General features: G+C 72.6%; 20 protein-coding genes. 8 read left to right on the forward strand and 12 right to left on the reverse strand.

Going from position 1 to position 22709, the window contains the following annotated elements; translation table 11 throughout:
• The first annotated feature begins 164 nt into the window (after positions 1-164).
• The 3 genes from DVA86_RS19635 to DVA86_RS19645 are packed head-to-tail and all read left to right on the forward strand — an operon-like array spanning position 165 to position 3316.
• A complete protein-coding gene (locus DVA86_RS19635; RefSeq protein WP_245996797.1) occupies positions 165-1949 on the forward strand; it encodes a hypothetical protein in 1785 nt (594 codons plus the stop codon).
• On the forward strand, positions 1936-2370 hold the full coding sequence (locus tag DVA86_RS19640; protein WP_208880059.1) for a hypothetical protein: 435 nt from the start codon (positions 1936-1938) through the stop codon (positions 2368-2370). The genes DVA86_RS19635 and DVA86_RS19640 overlap by 14 nt, the downstream gene beginning before the upstream one ends.
• A 1-nt stretch (position 2371) precedes the next feature.
• Positions 2372-3316, forward strand: coding sequence for a serine/arginine repetitive matrix protein 2 (locus tag DVA86_RS19645; protein ID WP_208880060.1), 945 nt, complete (start codon positions 2372-2374; stop codon positions 3314-3316).
• A gap of 81 nt (positions 3317-3397) precedes the next feature.
• On the opposite strand, the gene DVA86_RS19650 is transcribed toward DVA86_RS19645, so the two are convergent.
• Together DVA86_RS19650 and DVA86_RS19655 are read right to left on the reverse strand one after the other, a co-directional pair.
• A complete protein-coding gene (locus DVA86_RS19650) occupies positions 3398-4630 on the reverse strand; it encodes an MBL fold metallo-hydrolase (protein WP_208880061.1) in 1233 nt (410 codons plus the stop codon).
• Positions 4631-4972: 342 nt separating this feature from the next.
• Positions 4973-6355, reverse strand: a complete 1383-nt coding sequence (locus DVA86_RS19655; protein ID WP_208880062.1) for a glycine--tRNA ligase — start codon at positions 6353-6355, stop codon at positions 4973-4975.
• Between the two features lie 151 nt (positions 6356-6506).
• Between DVA86_RS19655 and DVA86_RS19660 the strand changes: the two genes are divergently transcribed.
• The 4 genes from DVA86_RS19660 to DVA86_RS19675 all read left to right on the forward strand — a co-directional run bounded on the left by DVA86_RS19660 (position 6507) and on the right by DVA86_RS19675 (position 9842).
• A complete protein-coding gene (locus DVA86_RS19660) occupies positions 6507-7628 on the forward strand; it encodes a metal ABC transporter substrate-binding protein (protein WP_425470875.1) in 1122 nt (373 codons plus the stop codon).
• A gap of 50 nt (positions 7629-7678) precedes the next feature.
• Positions 7679-8446 (forward strand): metal ABC transporter ATP-binding protein, encoded by a 768-nt coding sequence (locus DVA86_RS19665; RefSeq protein ID WP_245996800.1) that lies wholly within the window; start codon positions 7679-7681, stop codon positions 8444-8446.
• On the forward strand, positions 8443-9324 hold the full coding sequence (locus DVA86_RS19670; protein WP_208880064.1) for a metal ABC transporter permease: 882 nt from the start codon (positions 8443-8445) through the stop codon (positions 9322-9324). Before DVA86_RS19665 ends, DVA86_RS19670 begins: the two co-directional genes overlap by 4 nt.
• A 110-nt stretch (positions 9325-9434) precedes the next feature.
• Complete coding sequence (locus DVA86_RS19675) at positions 9435-9842, forward strand: Fur family transcriptional regulator (RefSeq protein ID WP_208880066.1); 408 nt, start codon at positions 9435-9437, stop codon at positions 9840-9842.
• 39 nt (positions 9843-9881) lie between these two features.
• Here the strand turns inward: DVA86_RS19675 and DVA86_RS19680 are convergent, their stop codons facing one another.
• From DVA86_RS19680 to DVA86_RS19720, 9 genes are all read right to left on the reverse strand, one after another.
• The gene (locus DVA86_RS19680; RefSeq protein WP_208880067.1) at positions 9882-10727 is read right to left on the reverse strand and encodes an isoprenyl transferase; all 846 of its coding nucleotides are present in this window, start codon (positions 10725-10727) and stop codon (positions 9882-9884) included.
• 389 nt (positions 10728-11116) lie between these two features.
• Positions 11117-11860, reverse strand: a complete 744-nt coding sequence (gene recO, locus DVA86_RS19685) for a DNA repair protein RecO (protein ID WP_208880069.1) — start codon at positions 11858-11860, stop codon at positions 11117-11119.
• Between the two features lie 117 nt (positions 11861-11977).
• A complete protein-coding gene (locus DVA86_RS19690) occupies positions 11978-12685 on the reverse strand; it encodes a response regulator (protein WP_208880071.1) in 708 nt (235 codons plus the stop codon).
• An 82-nt stretch (positions 12686-12767) separates the two neighbouring features.
• Positions 12768-14249: a sensor histidine kinase gene (locus tag DVA86_RS19695; RefSeq protein ID WP_425470877.1), complete on the reverse strand. Its 1482-nt coding sequence runs from the start codon at positions 14247-14249 to the stop codon at positions 12768-12770.
• Positions 14250-14385: 136 nt separating this feature from the next.
• Positions 14386-16542 (reverse strand): MMPL family transporter, encoded by a 2157-nt coding sequence (locus DVA86_RS19700; RefSeq protein WP_208880073.1) that lies wholly within the window; start codon positions 16540-16542, stop codon positions 14386-14388.
• Positions 16543-17058: 516 nt separating this feature from the next.
• Positions 17059-17934 (reverse strand): alpha/beta fold hydrolase, encoded by an 876-nt coding sequence (locus DVA86_RS19705; RefSeq protein ID WP_208880074.1) that lies wholly within the window; start codon positions 17932-17934, stop codon positions 17059-17061.
• A gap of 119 nt (positions 17935-18053) precedes the next feature.
• A complete protein-coding gene (locus tag DVA86_RS19710) occupies positions 18054-18785 on the reverse strand; it encodes a TerB family tellurite resistance protein (protein WP_208880075.1) in 732 nt (243 codons plus the stop codon).
• A gap of 291 nt (positions 18786-19076) precedes the next feature.
• A complete protein-coding gene (locus tag DVA86_RS19715) occupies positions 19077-19493 on the reverse strand; it encodes a hypothetical protein (RefSeq protein ID WP_208880076.1) in 417 nt (138 codons plus the stop codon).
• An 802-nt stretch (positions 19494-20295) separates the two neighbouring features.
• Positions 20296-20478: a hypothetical protein gene (locus tag DVA86_RS19720; protein ID WP_208880077.1), complete on the reverse strand. Its 183-nt coding sequence runs from the start codon at positions 20476-20478 to the stop codon at positions 20296-20298.
• 460 nt (positions 20479-20938) lie between these two features.
• Between DVA86_RS19720 and DVA86_RS19725 the strand changes: the two genes are divergently transcribed.
• Entirely contained in the window at positions 20939-21352 is a 414-nt protein-coding gene (locus tag DVA86_RS19725) for a hypothetical protein (protein ID WP_208880078.1), read from the forward strand.
• A 27-nt stretch (positions 21353-21379) separates the two neighbouring features.
• Here the strand turns inward: DVA86_RS19725 and DVA86_RS19730 are convergent, their stop codons facing one another.
• Positions 21380-22657 carry an extracellular solute-binding protein gene (locus DVA86_RS19730; RefSeq protein ID WP_208880079.1) on the reverse strand — a complete coding sequence of 426 codons (1278 nt, stop codon included), beginning with the start codon at positions 22655-22657 and terminating at the stop codon, positions 21380-21382.
• Positions 22658-22709 lie beyond the last annotated feature (52 nt).

The raw sequence follows: 22709 nt of genomic DNA on the forward strand, positions 1-22709 counted from the left end.
CGGCGTACACCCGAACGCCCCTGTATGCGCCCGCTGTTACCCCTTTCGGTACGCCTCCGGAGGCCCTTCGTCCCCATACGCTGTCGAGCCCGCCGCTCCCCCGCCGGCGTTCTTCCGCGCGTGGTGGAGCGCCACCGGCCTGCCCGACCCCGAACGGAGTGACAGTGGCCCGTGTCCCGGCACCAGGACAGTACGGCGGTACCCGCGCGGACGCGGCCGCCTGGCGCAGGCCCCCGGTGGAGCCGGCCACCAGCGAGGCCTGCCGCTTCCTCTGCGCCGGCGTCCACCTCGACAGCAACTACCGCGCCGCGGTCTTCGACGAGCTGTACGTGCACGAGGAGCGGTTCACCGCCCCCTCGTTCGGCATCGACGCGGCCCGCGTCCTCGCCCACGCGCTGCACGCCCGCCGCCTCGAACTCGCCTGGGGGCTGGGCGTCCTGCTGTTCTGGATCGTGTCGTCCCTCCTCACCGAAGGGCTGTTCCTGCTGCTGGCCCTGCCCTGCCTGCTGCTGACCGCCGCGCCCGCGCTGCGCCGCCGCGCCGGCGAGACCCCGCAGGCGTCCGCGGCGCGCGCGTCGCTGGGCACGGCGGTGCGCTGGTACGGCCGGATCATGCTCGCCATCGTCCTCGTCGTGCTCGCCGAGCTGGCCACCGGCAGCGCCGACGGCGCCATAAGCGGGGCGCTGACCTGGCTGCCGGGCGTGGAGGCCCTGCACTCACTGACCGAGTCCGACACGGACGTGTACGGGTCGGGCGTGGAGGTCAGCGACACGCTCCAGCGCCACGCGTGGCTGTCGCTGGGCCTGTTCCTGCTGCCGCTCCCCCTCGCCGTCGGGCTGCGGCGCGGCCAGTTCGCCCGGCTGATGCGGGGCCCGCTGTCCGCGGAGCGGTTCCCCAACGTGGCCGCGGACCCGGCGGAGTTGACGCTGGGCAACCGGGCCGAACGTTCCAAGCACGTGATCCGCCGGGAGCAGCACGCACCGTTGATCATGTATCACACCGAGAACCCGTTCCGGGGCGCCGGCGGCGCCATCGAGCCCTGGACGCTCGCCGTGGAGCTCCGCCCCCGGAAGGACCGCACCCCGGAACCAGTCGACAACGGCACCATCCTGGACACCATCCACCGCCTCGTCGGCGACCTCCAGATCCCCTCGGCGAAGTACGCCGCCCCGGACGACGCCACCGGCGTACGGGACCGGCTGCGCGAACTGCACATCGACGAGTGCGTGTTCCTGCCCGCGGACGGCATCCCGGCCCGCTACGGCGCGCCGTACGACCCCGCCGAGTTCGAGGGGCACCGCGTGGCGGCCGTGGAGGAGGGCGGGGAGACCAGGCGGCACTTCCTGCGGATCCGGGTGGGCGGCTGGGAGGAGGAGCTGGTCACCACCGTGTTCGTACGGGTGCACACCCAGGGCGGCATGCTGATGCTGGAGATCGCGCCGCACGTGCTGCTGCCCGTGGACCGCAGATTCCGCGAGGCCGACCGGCTGGCGTACGAGTACGCGCACGCCAACGCGTTCGGCAAGATCTTCTGGGCCCTCGTGCACACCCCGTGGACCGCCGGCCAGTGCGTGGTCACCCTCGGGCGGCACCTCAAGAGCGTCAAGGAGCTGTCCGCCTCCGGCCACCGCCGCGCGCTGCCGGACGGGCCCGCGGTCTCCGTACGCGAACGGGGCTCCGATCCGGACGTCTCCCTCTTCCAGGAGATGGACGTCATGCGGTACCTCCGCAGCATCCAGGACCGAGTGGCGGACGGCGTGAAGGTGTCGCTCTACGAAGCGGGCTGGCAGACGGCCGAGTTCGAGCAGAAGGTCGTCAACGTACGCGGCGGCGTCTACGTCGACTCGGCGAACAACAGCGCGTTCGCCTTCGGCGCGCACAGCACGGTCACCACACACAACACACGCGGCACCAGCGGCAGTACGGGAGCGAACCATGGCAGCAGCTGACGGCGGTACGGGTGGCGGCTCGGGCGCGGGCACGGGCGGCGGCTCCGGCGGCGAGGCGCAGCCGCCGCCCGAGGTGCGGATCGGGACCGCGAACAACAGCGCGTTCAACTTCGGCGCACACGGCACCGCGAACACCACGAACGTGACGGACGCCGCGCCCCAGGACGCCGCGCAGCACGAGCTGCTGGAGGCGGTGCACGCGCTGCGGCAGGACCTGGAGCGGTTCGTCGCCACCGAGGACACGCGGGTGCTCGACGCCGAACTCGTCGCCGCCGAGGAGGAGATCGGCACCTCCGGCGCGGCGTCCCGTACCCGCCTGGAACGGCTGCGCGACGCGCTGGCCGCCGCCGGCACCGCCGTGACGGCGCTCGGCTCGGGCGCCGCCGTCGGCGAGTCGGTGGCCGCGCTGCTGAGGGGCTGACGTGCGCGGGGCGGGCACGGCGGGCCAGGCGGGCGAGCGGCCGCGCTGGAACGAGGCGGCGCAGCGCTGGGATCCGGGCCGGGCTCCGGTGGCGTACGTGCCGCCGCCCCCGCCGCGCCCGCGGCGGATGCCGTACGAGGCGCAGCCGGGGACGTACGGCGCGTACGGCGGGCACGTTGCGGTGCCGGGGCCGCGGGCGGGCGGCGGCACCGGGCCGGGCGGCGGCGGTGCGGGCGGTGCGGCGGGCAGGCCGTGGCCGGGGCGCCCGGTCGTCGTCGGGCTCACCGTGGCCGCGGCGCTGGGCGCGGTCGGCACGGCCGCGTGGCTCAGCGTGGACGGCGACGAGGACGGGCCGCCGCGGGCGGACGGTCCGGGCGCGACGGCCCCGCCCTCCGCCGGCCCGGACGGAACGCCGCAGGACGGCCCGTCCGCGGAGGGCGCGGACGGGGCGGACGGCGAGACGGCGGACACGACGACGGCAGCGGAGCTGCCGCCGGACTTCCGGCGCATCAAGGACGACGAGGGCTTCACCGTGGCCGTACCGGAGGGGTGGGAGCGGACCTCCGGCCCGAACGGCGTCTTCTACACCGCGCCGGACGAGCGCAGCCTGCTGCAGATCTTCCGCATCACCGAGGCGGGCATGACGCCGCTGGAGGCCGCCCGCGAGGCGTCCGACAACCTGTCCGGACAGGCCGACGGCTACCGCGAGTTGAGCGTCGGCCCGGTGACCGGCGGCCCCGAGAACCCGGACGGTGACGCCGCCGAGCTGCACTACGCGTACGACAGCGCGGACGCCGGCGGGCGCCGCGAGTGCGTCGAACGCGTCTTCACGGCGATCGACGGCGAGCGCTACGCGCTGCTGTCCTGCGCGCCCGACGACGAGCCCGGGACGCGGCGCACGGTGCTGACGACGGCCCTGGACCACTTCGTCCCGGGCTCCCCCTGAGCCCGGTCCGCTCCCCTCCGCCTACCCTGCCGCCCGCCGCCGCCCGGTCGCCCGTCAGCCGCCGAAGTCCGTCGTCGCCCGTCAGCCGCCGGTCGCCGGGGCCGTCGCGTCCGGCCCGCCCTGCGGCGAGGCCGCAGGGCGCGGTCCGCCGCCCGGAGCGGGTGCCGGTGCGTCCGATGTGTCCGGCGTCCCCGGCGGCACCTGGGCGACCGCGGGCCGCCCGCCCCGCGCGGCCGAGGCCCCGCTCAGCGCCTGCCACCACGGCGCCGCGGGCAGCTCGCCCGAGGGCTCGAACGACTGGCCCGGCGCCGGTATCGCCACCCGTACGTCCGCCTCGGCCGCGGCCGGCAGCATCCGCTCGGCCGGCTCCTGCCACGGGTGCGGCGCCAGATTGAAGGTCCCCCAGTGAATGGGCAGCAGCGCGCCGCCCGCCGCCCCGGTACGCCCGGACGACAGATCGAGGTGGGTACGGACGCCCTCCTCCGGGGTCATGTGGATGTCGGGCCAGAAGTCGCTGTAGGCACCGACCTGGATCATCGTCGCGTCGAACGGTCCGTGGTCGGCGCCGATCTCGGCGAACCCCGGGAAATACCCGGTGTCGCCGCTGTGGAAGATCCGGTGATCGGGCCCGGACACCACCCAGGAAGCCCACAGGGTGCGCTGCGGGTTGCGCAGGCCGCGCCCGCAGAAGTGCCGCGCGGGGGTGGCGGTCAGGGTCAGCCCGGCGATCTCGACGGATTCGTGCCAGTCCAGCTCGGTGAACCCGGAGGGCGGCACGCCCCAGCGCTCCAGATGGGCCCCGACCCCGAGCGGGGCGGCGACGTGCACGCCCTGACCGGCCAGGCCGCGGACGGTGCCCATGTCGAGGTGGTCGTAGTGGTCGTGCGAGATCACCACCGCGTCCAGCCGCCCGGCCCCGTCCAGGGGCAGCGGCGGCGGATGGAAGCGTCTCGGCCCGACGAACGCGAAGGGCGAGCATCGCTCGCCCCAGACCGGATCGAACAGCACCCGCCGCCCGTCGATCTCCGCGAGCACGGTCGAGTGCCCGAGCCATGTCAGCCGCAGCCCGGAGGCGGGCGGCTCGGACAGGTCGGGGCGCCGCACCGGGATGCGCCCGGCCGGCCTGCGGTCCTTGCGGCTGAGCAGCGCACGGATCATCGCCATGCGCGAACCCTGCGGCTGCGGCTCCGTACGGGCCTCCACCGGATTCCGGAAGACGCCGGCGGCGGGGTCGTAGTGGGGAGAGCGCAGAATCCGTTCGAGCCGCTCACCGGTGGGCTCGGCTCCGAAGGAAGCGGGCCGCAGTCCGGTCATGACACCTCCCTGTGATGCTGTTGTGGGGGAAAACGCTTCGGGAGTGGCCGATGTTCCGCGATACGGGCGCGACAAACGCGCCACGTATTTCTCTGCCCGAAGGGGCCACGAATCAGCCCGTCCGCACAAATCAGCCAGTCCGCGCCTTGGCCACGGGCCGAAGCGCCCACAAACCAGCCCGTCCGGCGTTCGAGGACGGCACGGGTCGGCCACCGGCGCGCCAGTGGGCCGACTGCACATGGCCCAGCGCACCGCCACCGTGGCCGGGGGCCGTCCTCAATCGCCGGACGGGCTTGATTCGGCGCGCCCCGTCGCCAGGGGACGGGAGCGCGCACAACGGCGTCAGCAGCCCAGCAGGCGGCTCGCCAGGTAGCCCTCGATCTGGTCGAGCGACACCCGGTCCTGCTTCATCGTGTCCCGCTCACGCACCGTCACCGCGTTGTCGTCCAGCGTGTCGAAGTCGACCGTCACGCAGAACGGCGTGCCGATCTCGTCCTGGCGCCGGTAGCGCCGCCCGATCGCGCCCGCGTCGTCGAACTCGATGTTCCAGTGCTGGCGCAGCGTCTCCGCCAGCCCCCGCGCCTTCGGCGACAGGCGCTCGTTGCGGGACAGCGGCAGGACGGCCACCTTGACCGGCGCGAGCCGCGGGTCGAGGCGCATCACGATGCGCTTCTCCATCTTGCCCTTGGCGTTGGGCGCCTCGTCCTCCACGTAGGCGTCCAGCATGAACGCGAGCATGGCGCGGTTGACGCCGGCCGCCGGCTCGATGACGTACGGCGTCCAGCGCTCGCCCGCCTCCTGGTCGAAGTACGACAGGTCCTGGCCGGACGCTTTGGAGTGCGCGGTCAGGTCGAAGTCCGTACGGTTCGCCACGCCCTCGAGTTCGGAGAACTCGCTGCCGCCGAAGTTGAAGCGGTACTCGATGTCCGCGGTCCGCTTCGAGTAGTGCGAGAGCTTCTCCGCCGGGTGCTCGTACCAGCGGAGGTTGGCCTCCTGGAGGCCGAGACCGCGGTACCAGTTCCAGCGCTGCTCCATCCAGTACTCGTGCCACTCCTCGTCCTCGCCCGGCTTGACGAAGAACTCCATCTCCATCTGCTCGAACTCGCGGGTCCGGAAGATGAAGTTGCCCGGAGTGATCTCGTTCCGGAAGGACTTGCCCGTCTGCGCGATGCCGAACGGCGGCTTCTTGCGCGAAGTCTGCTGCACGGCGGCGAAGTTGGTGAAGATGCCCTGTGCGGTCTCGGGCCGCAGGTACGCGACCGAGCCGGAGTCCTGGGTCGGGCCCAGGTGGGTGGAGAGCAGCCCGGAGAACTGCTTGGGCTCGGTGAACGAGCCCTTGTTCCCGCAGTGCGGGCAGTTGATGTCGGCCAGGCCCGCGGCGGGCAGGCGGCCGTGCTTGGCCTCGTACGCCTCCTCGAGGTGGTCCGCGCGGAACCGCTTGTGACAGGAGGTGCATTCGGTGAGGGGGTCGGTGAACGTGGCGACGTGCCCCGAGGCCTGCCAGACCTCGGGTGCCAGGATCACCGACGAGTCGATCCCGACCACGTCGTCGCGCGAGGTGACCATGGAGCGCCACCACTGGCGCTTGATGTTCTCCTTGAGCTCCACGCCGAGCGGCCCGTAGTCCCAGGCGGCGCGCTGGCCACCGTAGATCTCACTGCACGGGTACACAAAGCCACGGCGCTTGCTCAGGCTGACGATGGTGTCGATCTTGTCGGCGGCCACGGTGCTCTCTTCATCAACGACGACGGAATACCTCAGATTACCGGCGAGGAAGGGGGCGGGATCAAATCGGTTGCCGGACGGAGCGGAAGCGCGTGCGTACGGGGCGTACGACAAACGGGAAAGTTGACAATCGTTTCCATTCAACGTGAAAATGACTGTCATGAACGCTCGACGATCCTCCCTCAGCCGGCCGCTACGGGCCCGCCGCATACGCCTGGTCGCCGGCACCGGTGTGCTCGCGCTGGCCGCCCTGTCCCTGTCCGCGTGCGGCGACGACGGCTCCGCGGCCGCGGACGGGAAGGTGAACGCCGTCGCGTCGTTCTATCCCATGGAGTTCCTCCTCAAGGAGATCGGCGGCAAGCACGTCTCCGTCACGGAGCTGACCGAGCCGGGCGTCGAGCCGCACGACCTCGAGCTGTCCCCGAAGCAGGTCGGACAGCTGGGCGAGGCCGAGCTGGTCGTCTACCTCAAGGGGCTGCAGCCCGCCGTCGACAAGGCCGTTGAGCAGTCGGACGTGAAGCACGTCGCGGAGGCCACCTCGTACACGTCGCTGGAGAAGCACGGCACCTCGGAGCACGGCGAGGAGGGCCACAAGGAAGAGGGCCACGGCGGTCACGAAGAGGAGGGCCACGGAGAGGAAGGCCACGGAGAGGAAGGCCACGAGGGAGAGGGCCACGGCGGCCACGAGGAGGAGGGCCACAAGGAAGAAGAAGCGGGCGGCCACGAGGGGCACGACCACAGCACCGAGGGCGGCGAGGACCCGCACATCTGGCTCGACCCGAGCCGTTACGCGAAGGTCGCCGAGGGCGTCGGCAAGCAGCTCGCGAAGGCCGACCCGGACCACAAGGCGGCGTACGAGAAGAACACCGCGGCCCTCGTGAAGCGCCTCACCGCGCTGGACACCGAGTTCAAGGACGGCCTGCGGAGCCGTACGTCCGACACCTTCATCACCACGCACTCCGCCTTCGGCTACCTCGCCGACCGGTACGGCCTGCACGAGGAGGGCATCTCCGGCGTCGACCCCGAGTCCGGTTCGGTCAGCGGCGCGCACATGAAGGAGCTGCACAAGATCGCGGAGGAGGACGATGTCAGCACCGTCTTCTTCGAGAGCAACGCGAGCGACAAGACCGCCCAGACCCTCGCCCGCGATCTGAAGCTGAAGACCGGGGTACTCAGCCCGCTGGAGTCCGTGAAGGACCCCGCGAAGGACGACTACTTCTCGGTCATGAAGCAGAACCTGCAGGCGCTGCGCACCGCGCTCGGCGCCAAGTGAGCAAACCGGTGATCCCGCCGGCCGGGAAGTCCGCGGAAGGAGACCGCGCCGTGAAGACGACGTCGGAACCCGTCATATCCCTGCACGGAGTCACCGCGTCGCTGGGCGCCCGTACGGTGCTGCGCGGCATCGACCTGGCCGTCGGCCCCGGCGAGGTGGTCGCGCTGCTGGGCGCGAACGGCTCGGGCAAGTCCACGGCCGTACGCGCCGCCGTCGGGCAGGTCCCGGTCACCGGCGGCGAGTTGACGCTGTTCGGCACCCCGCTGGCGCGCTTCCGCGAGTGGCGCCGCGTCGGGTACGTACCGCAGCGCTCCACCGCCGCCAGCGGCGTCCCGGCCACCGTGCGCGAGGTGGTCTCGTCGGGCCGCCTCGCCCGTACGCGGCTGCGCCCGCTGGGCCGCGCGGACAAGGCGGCCGTCCACCGCGCGCTGGAGGTCGTCGGCATGGCCGACCGCGCCGCGGACTCCGTGAACGCCCTCTCCGGCGGCCAGCACCAGCGCGTGCTGATCGCCCGCGCGCTCGCCGGCGAACCCGACCTGCTGATCATGGACGAGCCGCTCACCGGCGTCGACCTCGCCAGCCAGCAGGTCCTCGCCGACGCGCTGCGCGAGCAGACCGGGAACGGCACCTCCGTACTGCTCGTCCTGCACGAGCTGGGCCCGCTGGCCCCCCTCATCGACCGTGCCGTGGTGCTGCGCGACGGCCGCGTGGAGCGCGTCGACCAGCCGGAGCGGCTGCACGACCCGAGCTGCCACCATCCGCACGACACCGACGAGGCCGAGACCGCCTCGAAGATCGAGACCGGGCTGCTGTCATGACCGAGATGCTCCAGTACGACTTCATGCAGCGGGCGCTGATCGCCGCCCTCATGGTCGGCATCGCCGCCCCCGCCGTCGGCATCTACCTCGTCCAGCGGCGGCAGGCGATCATGGGCGACGGCATCGGCCACATCGCGCTGACCGGCGTCGCGCTCGGCTTCCTCACCAGCACCAACCCGGTGTGGATGGCGGTGCTCGTCGCGTCCGTCGGCGCGGTCGGCATGGAGCTGATCCGCTGGTACGGCAAGACCCGCGGCGATCTCGCGCTCGCCCTTCTCTTCTACGGCGGCATGGCGGGCGGCGTCATGCTCATCAACCTGGCGCCGAACGGCTCCAACGCGAACCTCGTCACGTACCTCTTCGGCTCGATCACGACGGTCTCGGAGAGCGACGTCACCACCATCGTGTGCCTGTCCGCGTTCGTGCTGGCCGTCTCCGTCGGACTGCGCCGCCAGCTGTTCGCGGTGTGCCAGGACGAGGAGTTCGCGCGCGTCACGGGCCTGCCCGTGCGGGCCCTGAACCTGCTGCTGGCCGTCACCGCGGCCGTGACCGTCACCGTGTCCATGCGGGTCGTGGGGCTGCTGCTGGTCAGCGCGCTGATGGTGATCCCGGTGGCCGCCGCCCAGCAGACCACCCGCGGCTTCGCCGCGACGCTCGGCCTGTCGGTGTTCTTCGGGGTGCTGGTCACGCTGTCCGGCACCACCCTCTCGTACGAGGCGGACGTGCCGCCCGGCGCCAGCATCGTGCTGCTCGCCATCGGTCTGTTCGTACTGGTGACGGTCCTGGCCATGCCGCTGGCGCGAAGTCGCGCCAAGCGTGCCGCGGAGGGCACCGGGGAAGGCACCCTGGAACAGGAACACGCTTCCGTCGGCGCCTGACGCGTCAGGCGCATCCGGCACTACTGGCACAATGGCCGCCAGCCGGCCGGACGGCCCGGGAACGGGAACGGGCGCCGGGAGCGAGCAGAACGACAGTCGAGGAGGCAACGGTGGCCACCGCAGGTCCCCCCGTACGCGGACGGTCAACCCGGCAGCGTACTGCCGTGGCGGCGGCGCTGGCGGAGGTCGAGGAGTTCCGCAGTGCGCAGGAGCTGCACGACATGCTCAAGCACCGCGGCGACTCCGTCGGTCTGACCACGGTCTACCGCACCCTGCAGTCCCTCGCCGACGCGGGCGAGGTCGACGTGCTGCGTACGGACGAGGGCGAGGCGGTCTACCGCCGCTGCCACAGCGACGACCACCACCATCACCTGGTGTGCCGGCACTGCGGGAAGGCCGTCGAGGTGGAGGGCCCGGCGGTGGAGAAGTGGGCGGCGTCCATCGCGGCCGAGCACGGCTTCGTGGACGTGGGGCACACCGTCGAGATCTTCGGCACCTGCGGCGACTGCGCGAAGTGACGCGCGCGGCCGCCGCGGTGCCGTGACCGCTCCCGGCCGCTAGCTCTCCGCGGACTCCGCCGGTTGCGCGGACGCCTCGTTCGGCTTGGCGCCGCCGAACCGGCGGTCGCGGTGGGCGTACTCGAGGCACGCGTCCCACAGGTTGCGCCGGTCGAAGTCCGGCCACAGCACGTCCTGGAAGACCATCTCGGCGTACGCGCTCTGCCAGATCAGGTAGTTGGACGTGCGCTGCTCGCCCGACGGGCGCAGGAAGAGGTCCACGTCGGGCATGTCCGGGAAGTACATGTACTTCGTCAGGGTCTTCTCATTGACCTTCGACGGGTCCAGCCGGCCCGCCCGTACGTCCTCCGCGAGCGCCTTCGCCGCGTCCGAGATCTCCGCGCGTCCGCCGTAGTTGACGCAGAAGTAGAGGGTCATGGCGTCGTTGCCGGTGGTCTGCTCCTCGGCGACCTGGAGCTCCTGCACGACGGACTTCCACAGCTTCGGCATCCGGCCCACCCAGCGGATGCGGATGCCCAGCTCGTCCATCTCGTCGCGGCGGCGGCGGATCACGTCGCGGTTGAAGTTCATGAGGAAGCGCACCTCTTCGGGCGAGCGCTTCCAGTTCTCGGTGGAGAAGGCGTAGAGGGAGAGATTCCGTACGCCCATTTCCAGACAGCCCTTGAGCACGTCCATGACGACGCCCTCACCGACCCGGTGCCCCTCCGTACGGGGCAGCCCGCGCTCCTTGGCCCAGCGGCCGTTGCCGTCCATCACCACCGCGACGTGGTTCGGCACGAGCTCGGCCGGGATCTTGGGCGGCCGGGCACCGGAGGGGTGCGGCTCGGGGGTTGCGTAGTCGGCGGACACGCGACGCTGCCTGGACAGCATTCCGCGACGGGCCATGGGTGACTCAGCTCCATCGGGTCGTACGGGGGCTTCCGCCTGAGCCTACGCTGGTTCATAGTGTTCGTTCACCGCCGGGCGCTCGTACCCGATGTCGACGCTCTTCGACACTGCACTCACTCGTTCCTCGCTCACTTGGTCTCATCGCTTTCGACACCGGCGCGCTCACTCGGCGGAGCCGCATAATGTCGCTGCGGCTCACTCACCGGGCTGGGGTGGTCACTGGGCTCGCTTGGGCCCGGGCACGCGCTCAAGCCCGTCCGGCGTTTGAGGACGAAGCGGGGTGGCGACGCAGGGTCAGTGGGCCGACGGTCTTCGGCCCGGTGCGGCGTTGTCGTGGCCGAGGGCCGTCCTCAATCGCCGGACGGGCTGGATTCGGGCGGCGGGCGCTACCGCACGTAGCGCAGCGAGCGCAGGCCGCGTTCCAGGTGCCAGTGCAGGTACGCCGAGACCAGCCCGCTGCCCTCCCGTACGTGCCGGGCCTCGGCCGCGTCGGCCGTGGCCCAGTCGCCCGTCAGCAGCGCCCCGAGGAGCGACAGCGCCTCGGGCGACGGCACGACGCTGCCCGGGACACGGCAGTCGCCGCACACGGTGCCGCCCGCGGCGACGGAGAAGTGCCGGTTCGGGCCCGGCAGGCCGCACTTGGCGCAGTCGCCGAAGCTGGGCGCGTAGCCGTTGACGGCCAGCGAGCGGAGCAGGAACGCGTCCAGCACCAGGCCGGGGGCGTGCGCGGCCTGGGCGAGCGTACGGAGTCCGCCGACGAGCAGCAGATACTGCTGCACGGCCGGTTCGCCCTCCTGGTCGGTGAAGCGCTCCGCCGTCTCCAGCATGGCCGTGCCCGCGGTGTAGCGGTCGTAGTCGCAGACGATGCCGCTGCCGTACGGGGCGATGGTCTCCGTCTGCGTGCACAGCGGCAGCCCGCGCCCGATCAGGTCGCTGCCGCGCGCGAAGAACTGCACGTCCACGTGCGAGAACGGCTCCAGGCGCGCGCCGAACTTCGACTTCGTACGGCGCACGCCGCGCGCCACCGCGCGCACCCGGCCGTGCCCGCGGGTGAGCAGCGTGATGATCCGGTCCGCCTCGCCCAGCTTCTGGGTGCGCAGCACGATGCCGTCGTCGCGGTACAGGCTCATGGGCGGCGGCCCGGGTACGGCGTCGGGTACGGGTGCGGGGAGACCGGGAGCGGCCGGTCCCCGTGAGGCTGCTGCATGGGTGCATTCTCCCTCACCCGGCGGCGGGTGCGCAGGGCCTCACCCGGCGGCGGTTCCCGGGGTCACCAGGCCCGATTCGTAGGCGGCGATCACCAGTTGCGCCCGGTCCCGTACGCACAGCTTGCCCATGATCCGGCTCACATGGGTCTTGGCGGTGAGCGGGCTGAGACCGAGGGTGCCTGCGATCTCCGTGTTGTTGAGGCCGCGCGCCACCAGTTCGAGCACCTGCCGCTCGCGGTCGGAGAGCGCGGCCAGCGCGTCCGGGGCCGGGCCGCCGGTGCCCGGCGCGACGGGGCCGCGCAGCACGCGCGCGATGAGCCGGGCGGTCGGGCCGGGCGACAGGAGGGACTCGCCGGCGGCCACCGTACGGATGGCGTCGAGGAGTTCGGCCGGCTTGGTGTCCTTGACGAGGAAGCCGGAGGCTCCGGCGCGGAGGGCGTCGACGACGTACTCGTCCGTGTCGTACGTCGTCAGCACCAGCACCTTCACGCCTGCCAGATCCTCGTCGGCGGCGATCAGCCGGGTGGCCTCGATGCCGTCGAGGTCGGGCATCCGCACGTCCATCAGCACCAGGTCGGCCACCGCGCCGCGGACCAGCTCCACGGCCTCCCGGCCGGTGCCCGCCTGCCCGACGACCTCCATGTCCGGGGCGGACTCGACGAGCATGGCGAACGCGGACCGTACGAGCGTCTGGTCGTCGGCCAGCACCACCCGGATCACGTCCGGGCGGCCGGGGCGCGCGCTCATGCGCGTACCTCCCTGTTTCTGAGGCGGCCAACCGCCGTACGGGCCGCCGTGTCGGCTCTCGCGTCGGCCGTCGTGTCGGCTGTCATGGGGAACCCTTCGTCGTCGCGGGCACCCCGGCGTCGGGGTGCGTGGCGGACAGCGGCAGGACGGCCGTGACCGCGAAGCCGGGCCCGTCCGTGCGCGGGGCGGCGTCCAGGGTGCCGCCGACGCTGCGGGCGCGTTCGCGCATGCCGACGATGCCGAAGCCCGGTGGGTGGTCGTGCTCCGGTGCCGGGTCGGCGGCACCGGCAACAGGGAGGGACGGCGGCGGGGACGGTGCGCCGTCGTCGAGCACGGTGAGGCGTACGGCGTCGCAGTGGCCGTCGGCGTCGCCTGCCGGGGCACCGGAGCCGTCGCCGGAGCCGTCATCGGACCCGTCGCCGGACCCTTCACCGTCCGGGAACGCCTGCCGCGTACGGCAGACGGTGACCCGCACGCCCACCGTCGGGCCCGCGTGCCGTACGGCGTTGGTCAGCGCCTCCTGCACGATGCGGTAGATCGCCGCGCCGACCGCCGGGGGCGGCTCCGCGACCGGCTGGGCGGGCCGGGCGTCCGCGCCGTCCGGGCCGCCTGGCGCTCGCTCGCCGTCCGCGTCCGTCCCCAGCCGTACGGCCAGCTCCACCCGAGCACCCGCGCCGCGAGCCGCGCGTACCAGGTCGGGGATGCCGGACAGGCCGGGCAGCGGCCCGCTGCCGTTCACGTGCTCGCCGCCCCGGTCGCTCGCGCGCAGCACCTCCAGGGTCGTACGCAGCTCCGCGCGCGCGTCGCGGCACGTGTCGGCGATGCCGTCGAGGGACTTGGCGACCGCGTCGCGGTCCAGCCGTTCCGGGTCCGCGACGAGGATGTGCGCCGCGACGGACGTCTGCACGCCGATCAGCGTGATGCTGTGCGCCAGCAGGTCGTGCAGGTCGCGGGCGATGCGCAGGCGTTCCTCGGCGACGCGCCGGGCCGCCTCCTGCTCGCGGGTGCGTTCGGCCCGTTCGGCGCGTTCGACGATGGCCGCCACGTAGTTGCGGTGGATGCGGACGGCCTCCCCCACCAGGACGACGGCCACCAACCAGCCGGAGCCGCGCAGCATTTCGGCCAGATCGTGCGCCGAACCGGCCCCGAGCATGACGCTGCTCATGATCCCGAGGACGACGCCGAGCGTGCCGAACGTCCGTATCGGCGGCCCGGCCACGGCGAGCGAGAACAGCGCCACCAGACCGGCCGGGACGGCGGCGGTGTGCACGTAGTCGAGCCCGTGGTAGGGCCCGGCCATCCCGATCACCGCGATGGCCGTCAGCCACGGGTGCGCCCGCCGGAACAGCAGCACGAACGCCATCCCCAGCAGCAGCAGCCAGCCGAACAGGCCGGGCGTACGGCCGTCCTGGGGCGAGAGCGAGAGCGCGAGCCCTGTCTGCACGAGCAGCAGCGCCGCCACCAGCCCGAGGTCCGCCACCGGCACCCCGCGCACGGTGGTACGCCGCGGCAGGAGCGCACGCGCGAGTATCGCGGCGGCCGGATTCCGGGGTGGTGAAGTCACGGGACCATCCTGCTGCAGGGGACGGAGATCTGTTCGGTACGCGTCTCAGTACGGGCTCCGGTACGCGCTGCCGTACGGGCGGCCCGGGGCTCCGGCCGGGCGGGGACACGTACGGCCCCCGCCCGGCCGGGCTCTCTCAGCCGTCCCCCGAGGCCGGGACCCGCGCGCTGTCCCTGCGGAACAGCTTGCCGGGCCACCACACCCACCGCCGCAGCAGCAGGCTGACCGAGGTCACCAGATACGTGCGGACGAGGAACGTGTCCAGCAGCACCCCGACCGCGATGACGAAGCCCATCTCGACCATCATCACCATCGGCATCGTCGCCAGTACGCAGAACGTCGCGGCCAGCACGATGCCCGCCGAGGCGATCACCCCGCCCGTCGTGCGCAGCGCGGTGACGGCCGCCTCCGGGACGTCGGCGCCCTTCAGGGACTCCTCCCGCATGCGGTGCATCAGGAAGATGCCGTAGTCGACGCCGAGCGCCACCAGGAAGACGAACGTGAGCAGCGGCAGCCCCGGATCGAGCCCGCTGAAGCCGAACAGCGGCTCGAAGACCAGCCCGCCCAGCCCCATCGCGGCACCCCACGAGGCGATCACGGCGGCGACCAGCACGAGCGGCGCCGTAAGGCTGCGCAGGAGCGCGATCAGGATGAGCAGCACGGCGAGCAGCACCAGCGGGATGACGATCTTGCGGTCGTCGCTGTTGGTCTGCTCCAGGTCGAGCTGCTGGGCGCTGGGGCCGCCCACGAGGGCGTCCGCCCCCGGCACCTCGTGCAGTCCGCTCCGCAGCGCGCGGATGGCGTCCTTCTCCCCCTCCGACTCCTGCGCGTCCTCCGCGAACACGCTGAACTCGGTCCAGCCGCCCCCGCTGCGGCCCTTCTCCACGTTCGCGACGCCCTCCGTCGTACGCGCCCGCCGCGCCACCTCGTCCGCCTGCGGCGTCTGCGCGAGCACGGTGATCGGCTGGCTGCTGGCACCGGGATAGGCGGCTCCGAGGGTCTCCAGCGCGGAGACGGACTCGGGCTTGTTGGTGAACGTGTCCTCCTGCTTGACCGGGCCGGGCAGGCTGAACATGCCCAGCGCCAGCGCACCCAGCAGCAGCGTCCCGGTGACCAGCACGGTCGCCGGGCGGCGGCTGGCGGAGGTGCCCATCATGGCGAACAGCGAGCGGCGCTGCTGCTGTTCGGCGCCGTGGACCGGCACCAGCGGCCAGAACACGCGGCGGCCCAGCAGCACCAGTATCGCGGGCAGCAGCGTCATCATCGCGGCCAGCGCGCACACCACGCCCACGGCGCCGACCGGCCCGAGCCCGCTGCTGCTGTTCAGGTCGGCCGCCAGCAGGCACAGCAGCCCCAGCGCGACCGTCCCGGAGGACGCGAGGATCGCGGGCCCGCAGCCGCGCAGGGCGGCACTCATGGCGTCGTACGGGCGCTCGTGGCGGCGGAGTTCCTCGCGGTATCTCGCGACAAGCAGCAGGGCGTAGTCCGTGCCGGCGCCGAAGATCAGTACGGTCATCACGGACGAACTCATCGACGTGACCGTCAGATCGAAGCCCTGCACCAGCCCGTAGATCACGGCCATCGAACTGACCGCCGCCACCCCCACGACCACCAGCGGCACCAGCCACAGCACCGGGCTGCGGTAGGTGAGGATCAGCAGGACGGCGACGACGGCGGCGGTGCCCATCATCAGCGTGCCGTCGATGGACTCGAAGACCTCGTCCGCGTCCGCCTGCAGCGCCCCCGAGCCACCGACCTCGATGCTCAGCCCTTCCGGCGCCTCACCCAACTGCTCCCGGATGTCGGTGACGGCCTCGATCTGGGCCTTCTCGTCGGGCAGTCCGGCGATGGAGAACGGCGTCATCAGGGTCGTACGGTCCTCGGACGGCACCGTACGCGGGACCGCGTCGCCCCCGGTGAGGTCGTACTTCCCGGCGATCTCCGCCACTTGCTCGCGGGCCGCGGCGCGGTCGGCGGCGGTGAGGCCACTGTCGCGGTGGTGTACGAGGATCGCGTCGACGGTGTCGCCGCCGGGCAGCTTCTCCACCAGCTCCTGTACGCGGGTGGAGTCCGCGCTGCCGGGCAGGTAGTCCACCGCCTCGTCGCGGGTCACGCCGCCGAGCTTCCCGGCGAAGGGCAGGGCGATCACCAGCACCAGCACCCAGAGCGCGATGACCGCCCAGGGGACGGCGCGCCGCACGTTCTTGTTGCCGGGCGGCGACGGGCCGTCCTGCTCCGGCCCCTCCGGGCCCCCTCGCCCCGCCGCACGCCGTACTTCCGTTACGGGCCCCATGTGCGCCCCCTCCTCGGTCACCGGATGTGACGTCGTCTGTCGGTGACCAGACTTCCGCCCACGGCCCGGGATTTCGTCGCTCGCCGGACCGAGCCGGGGGGTACTGCGCGGGGCTGCATGGGGGGTGTTTTACTCCCCGCGGAGTACCACGACGGGAGTCCCCACCCACGCCAGCCCGTCCGGCGCGCCCGGGTACGGACCGGAGCGGCCACCCACTCCAGCCCGTCCGGCGTTTGAGGACGGCCCCCGGCCAGAACGTGCCTGCACTGTGCGGCGTACCTGTGCCACATCAAGCCCGTCCGGCGCTTGAGGACGGACCGGAGCGGCCACGACCGGCCACCTTCCCGTGGCGGAGAGCAACCACCCACTCCAGCCCGTCCGGCGCTTGAGGACGGACCGGAGCGGCCACTGTCCGGCAGTGGCCCGAAAGCCTGTGGCACAGCGCACCCTTCGCGATGGCCGAGGGCCGTCCTCAAACGCCGGACAGCTTGGGTGAGTGGCCGCTTCCGGCCGTGCTCAAGCGACGGACGGGCTGGGTGGCGGCGCCTGCCCACCACCAAGGAACGCCTCCGTCGCCGCCACAAACCACTCCGCATCGTGGAGCCACGGAAAGTGCCCCGCCCCGGGCTGGACGGCGAACCGCCCGTTCGGGAGCAGCGCCGCGTACTCGGCCACCGCGGGCGGCGGCGAGTTCACGTCGGCCTCCCCGGCGAGCAGCAGCGCCGGCGACTCGCACCGTGCGAGCGCCGCCCGGGTCGCGGCCGGGTCGAAGGCGCCTTCGGCGCCGAACGCGGCCGCCGCGTCGTCGTTCCGCTGCCCGCCCCGCGCGGCCTGGTGCGCCTGCGCCGCCGCGTCCCAACGGCCGTACGCGAACGGCTCGATGGCCTGCCACGACGCATCCGTCGCCCGGCCCGCGACGACTGCCTCCAGGGCCTCGTACGCCTCCGGGAACCACGGCTCGGCCGCGTGCAGGCGCGCCGTCTCCAGTCGTACGTCTCCGGTGACCGTGATGCCGACGGCCGCGAGGCTCGGCGTGATCAGCGCGAGGCTGCCGACGCGCGCGGGCCGGAGTTCCGCGTACCGCGCAACCACGTTCGTCCCGGCGGAGTGCGCGAGGAGGTCCAGCCGGTCGAGGCCGAGGTGCTCGCGCAGGGCCTCCACGTCGTCGGTGAGCCGGTCGCAGCGGCAGGAGGCGACATCCTGCGGCGTCGCGGACCGGCCGGTGCCCCGCAGGTCCGTGATGATCAACTGCCGGTGTGCGGACAGGCCGCCGAGGTCCCCGAGGTACGCGGAGTCCTGCATCGGCCCGCCGGGGACGCAGACCAGGGGTGGTCCGGCGCCGGTCACGCGGTAGGCGAGCTGGGGCCCGTCGTACGCGGAGAAGGTCGGCATGGCACGACCCTGTCAGCAGCGCCCGCGCCCGGCAACGGGATTGTGCCGCCCTCCGGCAGGCCGCTCCGAGCACCGGGCCGGGCCCGGCTCGGCCCGCCCCGGTCCGAGGGCCGCGAGGACTACGAGGGGGTGCGGGCCGCCGCCAGGAGGCGGGCGACCTCGTCCGGGGCGAAGGTCAGCGCTTCGCCGACCGCCTCCAGGACGCCGCGCTCGGCGGGCTGGTACGGGCCGTCGGCGAGTGCGATCGTCGCGCCCTGCAGCAGCAGGGTTTCGCGGCCTACGGGGGCCAGGTGCGGAGCCAACGGCCGCAGTACCTCGCGCAGTTCGAGCTCCACCAGGCCGAGACCGGCCGCGCCGGGCACGCCGTCCGAGTCCGCCCCGTCGCCCGGCGAACCGCCGAGCGAACCGCCGCCGCGCGGGTCGGCACGGAGCGCGGCAACGAGGGCGAGCAACTGCTCCTCCGAGCAGTCCGGGAACCCGGAGCCGCGGATCATCTCGACGGCGGCCTCACGTGCCGTACGGGACTCGGTGCCGCCCACCGCGAGCACGGACAGGGCGACGGAGTGGACCGCGTCGCGCAGCATCCCGGCGAGCCGGGTGGTGGTGGGCCCCTCCAGGGTCTCGGTGCCGAAGTGCCCGCGGCACGCGGCGCATTCGACGACGGGCGCCGCCGCGCCGCGCGGCAGCAGCGGCAGGCCGAGGAGGACGAATCTGCGGCGTCCGGTGCGGCGCCGGTACGCGCGGTCCCCGCCGCAGCCGGGGCAGAAGAACTCGCCGCTGTCGACGGTGTGCCACTTCGTACGGATGCCCGCGACGCGCGCGGTCCGGCGTCGCCCGTCACGGGTAACCATCACCGCACCGCACCTCCATAACGCTTCGGCAACATTGCCGGGGTGACGTGATGTTAACCACAGGTGGTATGTGCCGTCAGCACTTTGGACACCACGACTACTGTCCGCGCCCGGCCGCGCGGCCGCGAGGTGCGCATATGCAGGCAGTTCACGCGCGGCACCGACCCGTACGTTCCCCGCCACCCCGGGCGATCCGCGCCGCTGCCCCGGGCGATCCGCACCGCCGCCCGGCCGCCCGGGCAGCAAACGGAAACCCGCCCGGCATCACACGGAAACAGCCTCAGGCTCACGTCAGCCCGCCCGCTCGATCTGGTCCTTGGCCGGTTCGAAGGTCTCCTTGGCGCCGTCCGCCCACTCGATCGTGAGGGACTTCCTGCCGCTGCCGTCCACGACCGTACCGGACGTACGTGTGGGCGGCTTGCCGCCCCGGCAGTCGTCCACGATCAGCTTCAGCCCGTCGTCCTCGCTGATGTCGCCCGTACAGAACTGGTACTGCTCGGCGACCATCACCTTGCCGTTCCCGATGGCCAGCGACTTGGTGCCGCCGCTCTCCGTCGCGACCCAGTTCCCCTTGACGTCGGCGAGCCCGGGCCCGCCGCCGTCCTCCTCGCCTCCGCCACCGCAGCCGGTCAGCGCCAGCGCCGCGACGGCGGTGAGCGCGGCGGTCGTGAGCGCGGCGGCGGACGCTCGTACGCGTGCGTGCATCACGGACTCGAACTCCCCTGCTCGGCAACGGCATCCGCATCGGGCGGGCGCCCTTGCGCTCCCCTCTGCCGGGCCCGCCGGTGGCCCGCTTCGGCCACCGGCGGGCCCGGCAGAGGGGAGCGCAAGGGGGCGCACGGCCCTCCGAGTGTGCCGTGTGGCACAGTCCAGGGTCACTCCCGGCCGTCACAAACCCCCGTCACGGGTGCCTTTTTCGTGACGTTCCACACGGTCCGACCCGTCGCCACGGGGCGCGCCAGGGCGCAACGCACGCCCCGCGCACGCCCGTTGCATTGACACCGCACGAGAGCGCCGTACCGAAGGTGATCCCAGCTCGCACGGGCATGAGGACCCCGCGCGCGGCCGAACGGACAGGCACCGGAGGGGTGTTGGCGAGGTCACATGAATGACGCTGCGTAAGCGGCCGGAAACCGCTCGCGGCCGTATCCGGGGCGTCTTGTCCTGAACGCGGTGGGTGAGATTGCCGGTTCTCTCCCCTAACCTTGACCACATGTCCCCTACTCCTTCACCCGCCCCGGCGCAGTCGCGGTTAATCCTCGAGGAAGCCAACGCGGCGATACGTGCGTTCGTCGCCGACCGCAAGGTGTGGACCCCCGCGGACCTCGAGGAGCTGGCCCGGCTCAGGCGGGCATGGATGGCGGCGGCACAGCGCGAGAGCGCCTGAGCCGTCCGCCCCGGCGGAGTCTCCCGCCGACGGGGAACCGCCCGGCGTACGCGGGGCGCACGGCTGCCCGGGGCACAACCGCCCCGCGGGCCACGGCCATTGCGCTGACTGCGGCTGCTGCGGCTACTGCGCGGACTCCCGCGCGAGCAGATCCCGCTTCAGCCAGTCCGGCGCGTCGGCCCGCGAGCCGAACCACTGACCGCAGGGCAGGCAGGCGTAGTTCCCCCGCATCGGGCCGGAGATCGTTTCGATGATCCGTACGAGCACGGGGACTTCGGCGGCTCGGCCGCATCGGCAGCAGGTCACCGGGTCACCTCCGTACGGACGGTGTTGTTCGTTCGCATGTCACGCTCCTGAAGGGAGTGACGGCGGAGAACGCGTTGGGGTTCCCTTCAATCGAGGCTACTGGCGCGTAGCATCACACGCCATCACCTCAGGGTGAGACCCAACTCCCATTCTGTGACCGGAGTTTCACCCTCGTTCACCTTCGCCCCCTGCGGCCACAGGCGTTCACCGCACGTCCCACGCCGCACCCGGCCGCCGCACCAGCTCGGCGAGCCGCTCCGGCGGCAGCGTGTACGGATCCGTGCCCGTACCCGCCCTCTCCCGACCTCGTGCTCGACAGTGCACACTGGGTGACAGCACCCGGACGATCCCGCCGACGATTTCGACCGGCGCGGAGCGCCGCCTCGCCCGCCGGCTCACGCGGCTCACCGCGCCGGCGGGCGGGATACGCGGCGGGGCGGCACTGGAGGAACGCGAACCCGTGCCGCCGCGCCCCGTACGGACGGCGACGGGCGGCGTGGCGGCAGCGGCGGGCGTACTCCTGCTGGGGCTGCTCGTCGGCGGACTGGCGGACGCCACCCAGACCCGTCCGGAGGCGCGGCCGGACGCGGCGGCGACGACGGTGGTGTTCCGGGTCGCGGTACGGGCCGCCACCCCGCGTCCGTACGTGCCGCGCGAGCTGGCGGCGCGAGAGCTGTGGGAGAGGTGCCGCCGCTCGACGTCCGTACACAACGAGCACGCCGCGCTCGCCCGCCTGGACGGCGACGTGTGGGCGGGAACGGTCCGGCCCGCGCTCACCGGGCACGACCTGATGCGGCTGCGCGGCTGCCTGAACGACGCGACCGCGAACCGCGCGCGGGCCGAGGTGCTGGGCAGCGGCAACGCCGGTCGCTGAGACCGGCGCGACACCGGGGTCGACCGCTCAGGACCCGTCCGCGACCTCCGTGGCCGTCGCGCTGCGCTGCACCTGCCCCAGCACGGCCGCCGGACTGCCCTTGTCCGTCACCGCCGTCCCGATGGACTTCCGCAGCGCGCGGACCGTCGGTGTCCACGACGTCTTCCCGACGGGATAGAACGTGGCCGTCGGCAGCCAGTCGAGGAACTCCCACAGCGGCTTGTGCGCGGTGTCGTCGCGCATCGCCTGGGACGCGGGCGCGGTCACCGGCAGCAGGTCGTACTTGTCGGCGTACTCGACGACGTTCTTCTCCTGGTATACGAAGTCCAGGAAGGTACGGATCTCGTCCTGGTGGCCGCCCTGCTTGAAGGCCATCATCCAGTCGGCGACGCCCGTGGTGGTCTTGGTCGGGCCGTTGCGGCCGGGCAGCGGGGCGATGCCGTAGTCGACGCCGCTCTCGAGCGCGCGCTGCATCAGCGTGGGATGCCCGTTGAGCATGGCGACCTTGCCGTTCATGAAGTCGGCGTAGGCATCGTCGCGGCTGGTCGTGGCGGGGTCGGGCTGGGTCAGCCCCGGCTTGACGAGCTTGTCCCGCAGCCACTCGAAGGACTGGACGTTCTGCGGCGAGTCGATGTCGTACGCGCCGCCGTCGTCGGAGTACCCGCCGCCACCGCCGAGCAGCCAGTTCAGCGTCTCGGCCTCCGCGTCCTCCGGGCCCAGCGGCAGCCCGTACGGCGTCTTCACGCCCGCCGAGCGCAGCGCGACCGCGTCCTTGCGCAGCTGCTCCCAGGTGCCGGGCGGGCGCTTGATGCCGGCGTCGGCGAAGAGGTCCTTGTTGTAGAAGAGCGCGCGGGTGCTGGCGACGAAGGGCAGGCCGTACTGCTGCCGCCGTACGGTGCCCGCCTCCGCCAGCGAGGGCACGAAGTCACCCTGGGTGGCGGTGGAGAGGATCTCGTCCGCGCTGTACAGCTTGTCCTTCTCGGCGTACCCGGCGAACGAGCCGCCGGTCTGGGCCAGGTCGGGCGCCTTGCCCGCCTCGACCAGGCCGGCGATCTCCTCGTCTATGCGGTCCCGGTCGAAGACCTCGACCTTCACGTCGATCCCGGGGGACTTGAACTGGAACTCGCCGATCAGCTTGTCCCAGTACCGCTTCGAGCTGTTTCCCGACCGGTCCCCGTGCTCGACGGCGACCAGGTGCAGCTCCGTCTTGTCACCCTGTGCGTCGTCGCTCCCACAGGCCGTGAGGGTCGCCAGCAGGCTGGCCACCAGTCCCGCCGCGACCACGCCCGCATACCGTCGCTGCACTGCCGTACCTGCCTCTTGCTCCGTGACCGAACCTTGCGCCGTTATGACCGTG

The sequence above is a fragment of the Streptomyces armeniacus genome, from assembly GCF_003355155.1.
In the GTDB taxonomy this organism is placed as follows: domain Bacteria; phylum Actinomycetota; class Actinomycetes; order Streptomycetales; family Streptomycetaceae; genus Streptomyces; species Streptomyces armeniacus.

Bases quoted from the DNA above. Each gene is read 5' to 3' on its own strand.
- DVA86_RS19640 (WP_208880059.1), top strand. From the start codon at position 1,936: ATGGCAGCAGCTGACGGCGGTACGGGTGGCGGCTCGGGCGCGGGCACG.
- DVA86_RS19650 (WP_208880061.1), bottom strand. From the start codon at position 4,630: ATGACCGGACTGCGGCCCGCTTCCTTCGGAGCCGAGCCCACCGGTGAG.
- DVA86_RS19660 (WP_425470875.1), top strand. From the start codon at position 6,507: ATGACTGTCATGAACGCTCGACGATCCTCCCTCAGCCGGCCGCTACGG.
- DVA86_RS19670 (WP_208880064.1), top strand. From the start codon at position 8,443: ATGACCGAGATGCTCCAGTACGACTTCATGCAGCGGGCGCTGATCGCC.
- DVA86_RS19680 (WP_208880067.1), bottom strand. From the start codon at position 10,727: ATGGCCCGTCGCGGAATGCTGTCCAGGCAGCGTCGCGTGTCCGCCGAC.
- recO (WP_208880069.1), bottom strand. From the start codon at position 11,860: ATGAGCCTGTACCGCGACGACGGCATCGTGCTGCGCACCCAGAAGCTG.
- DVA86_RS19690 (WP_208880071.1), bottom strand. From the start codon at position 12,685: ATGAGCGCGCGCCCCGGCCGCCCGGACGTGATCCGGGTGGTGCTGGCC.
- DVA86_RS19700 (WP_208880073.1), bottom strand. From the start codon at position 16,542: ATGGGGCCCGTAACGGAAGTACGGCGTGCGGCGGGGCGAGGGGGCCCG.
- DVA86_RS19705 (WP_208880074.1), bottom strand. From the start codon at position 17,934: ATGCCGACCTTCTCCGCGTACGACGGGCCCCAGCTCGCCTACCGCGTG.
- DVA86_RS19710 (WP_208880075.1), bottom strand. From the start codon at position 18,785: ATGGTTACCCGTGACGGGCGACGCCGGACCGCGCGCGTCGCGGGCATC.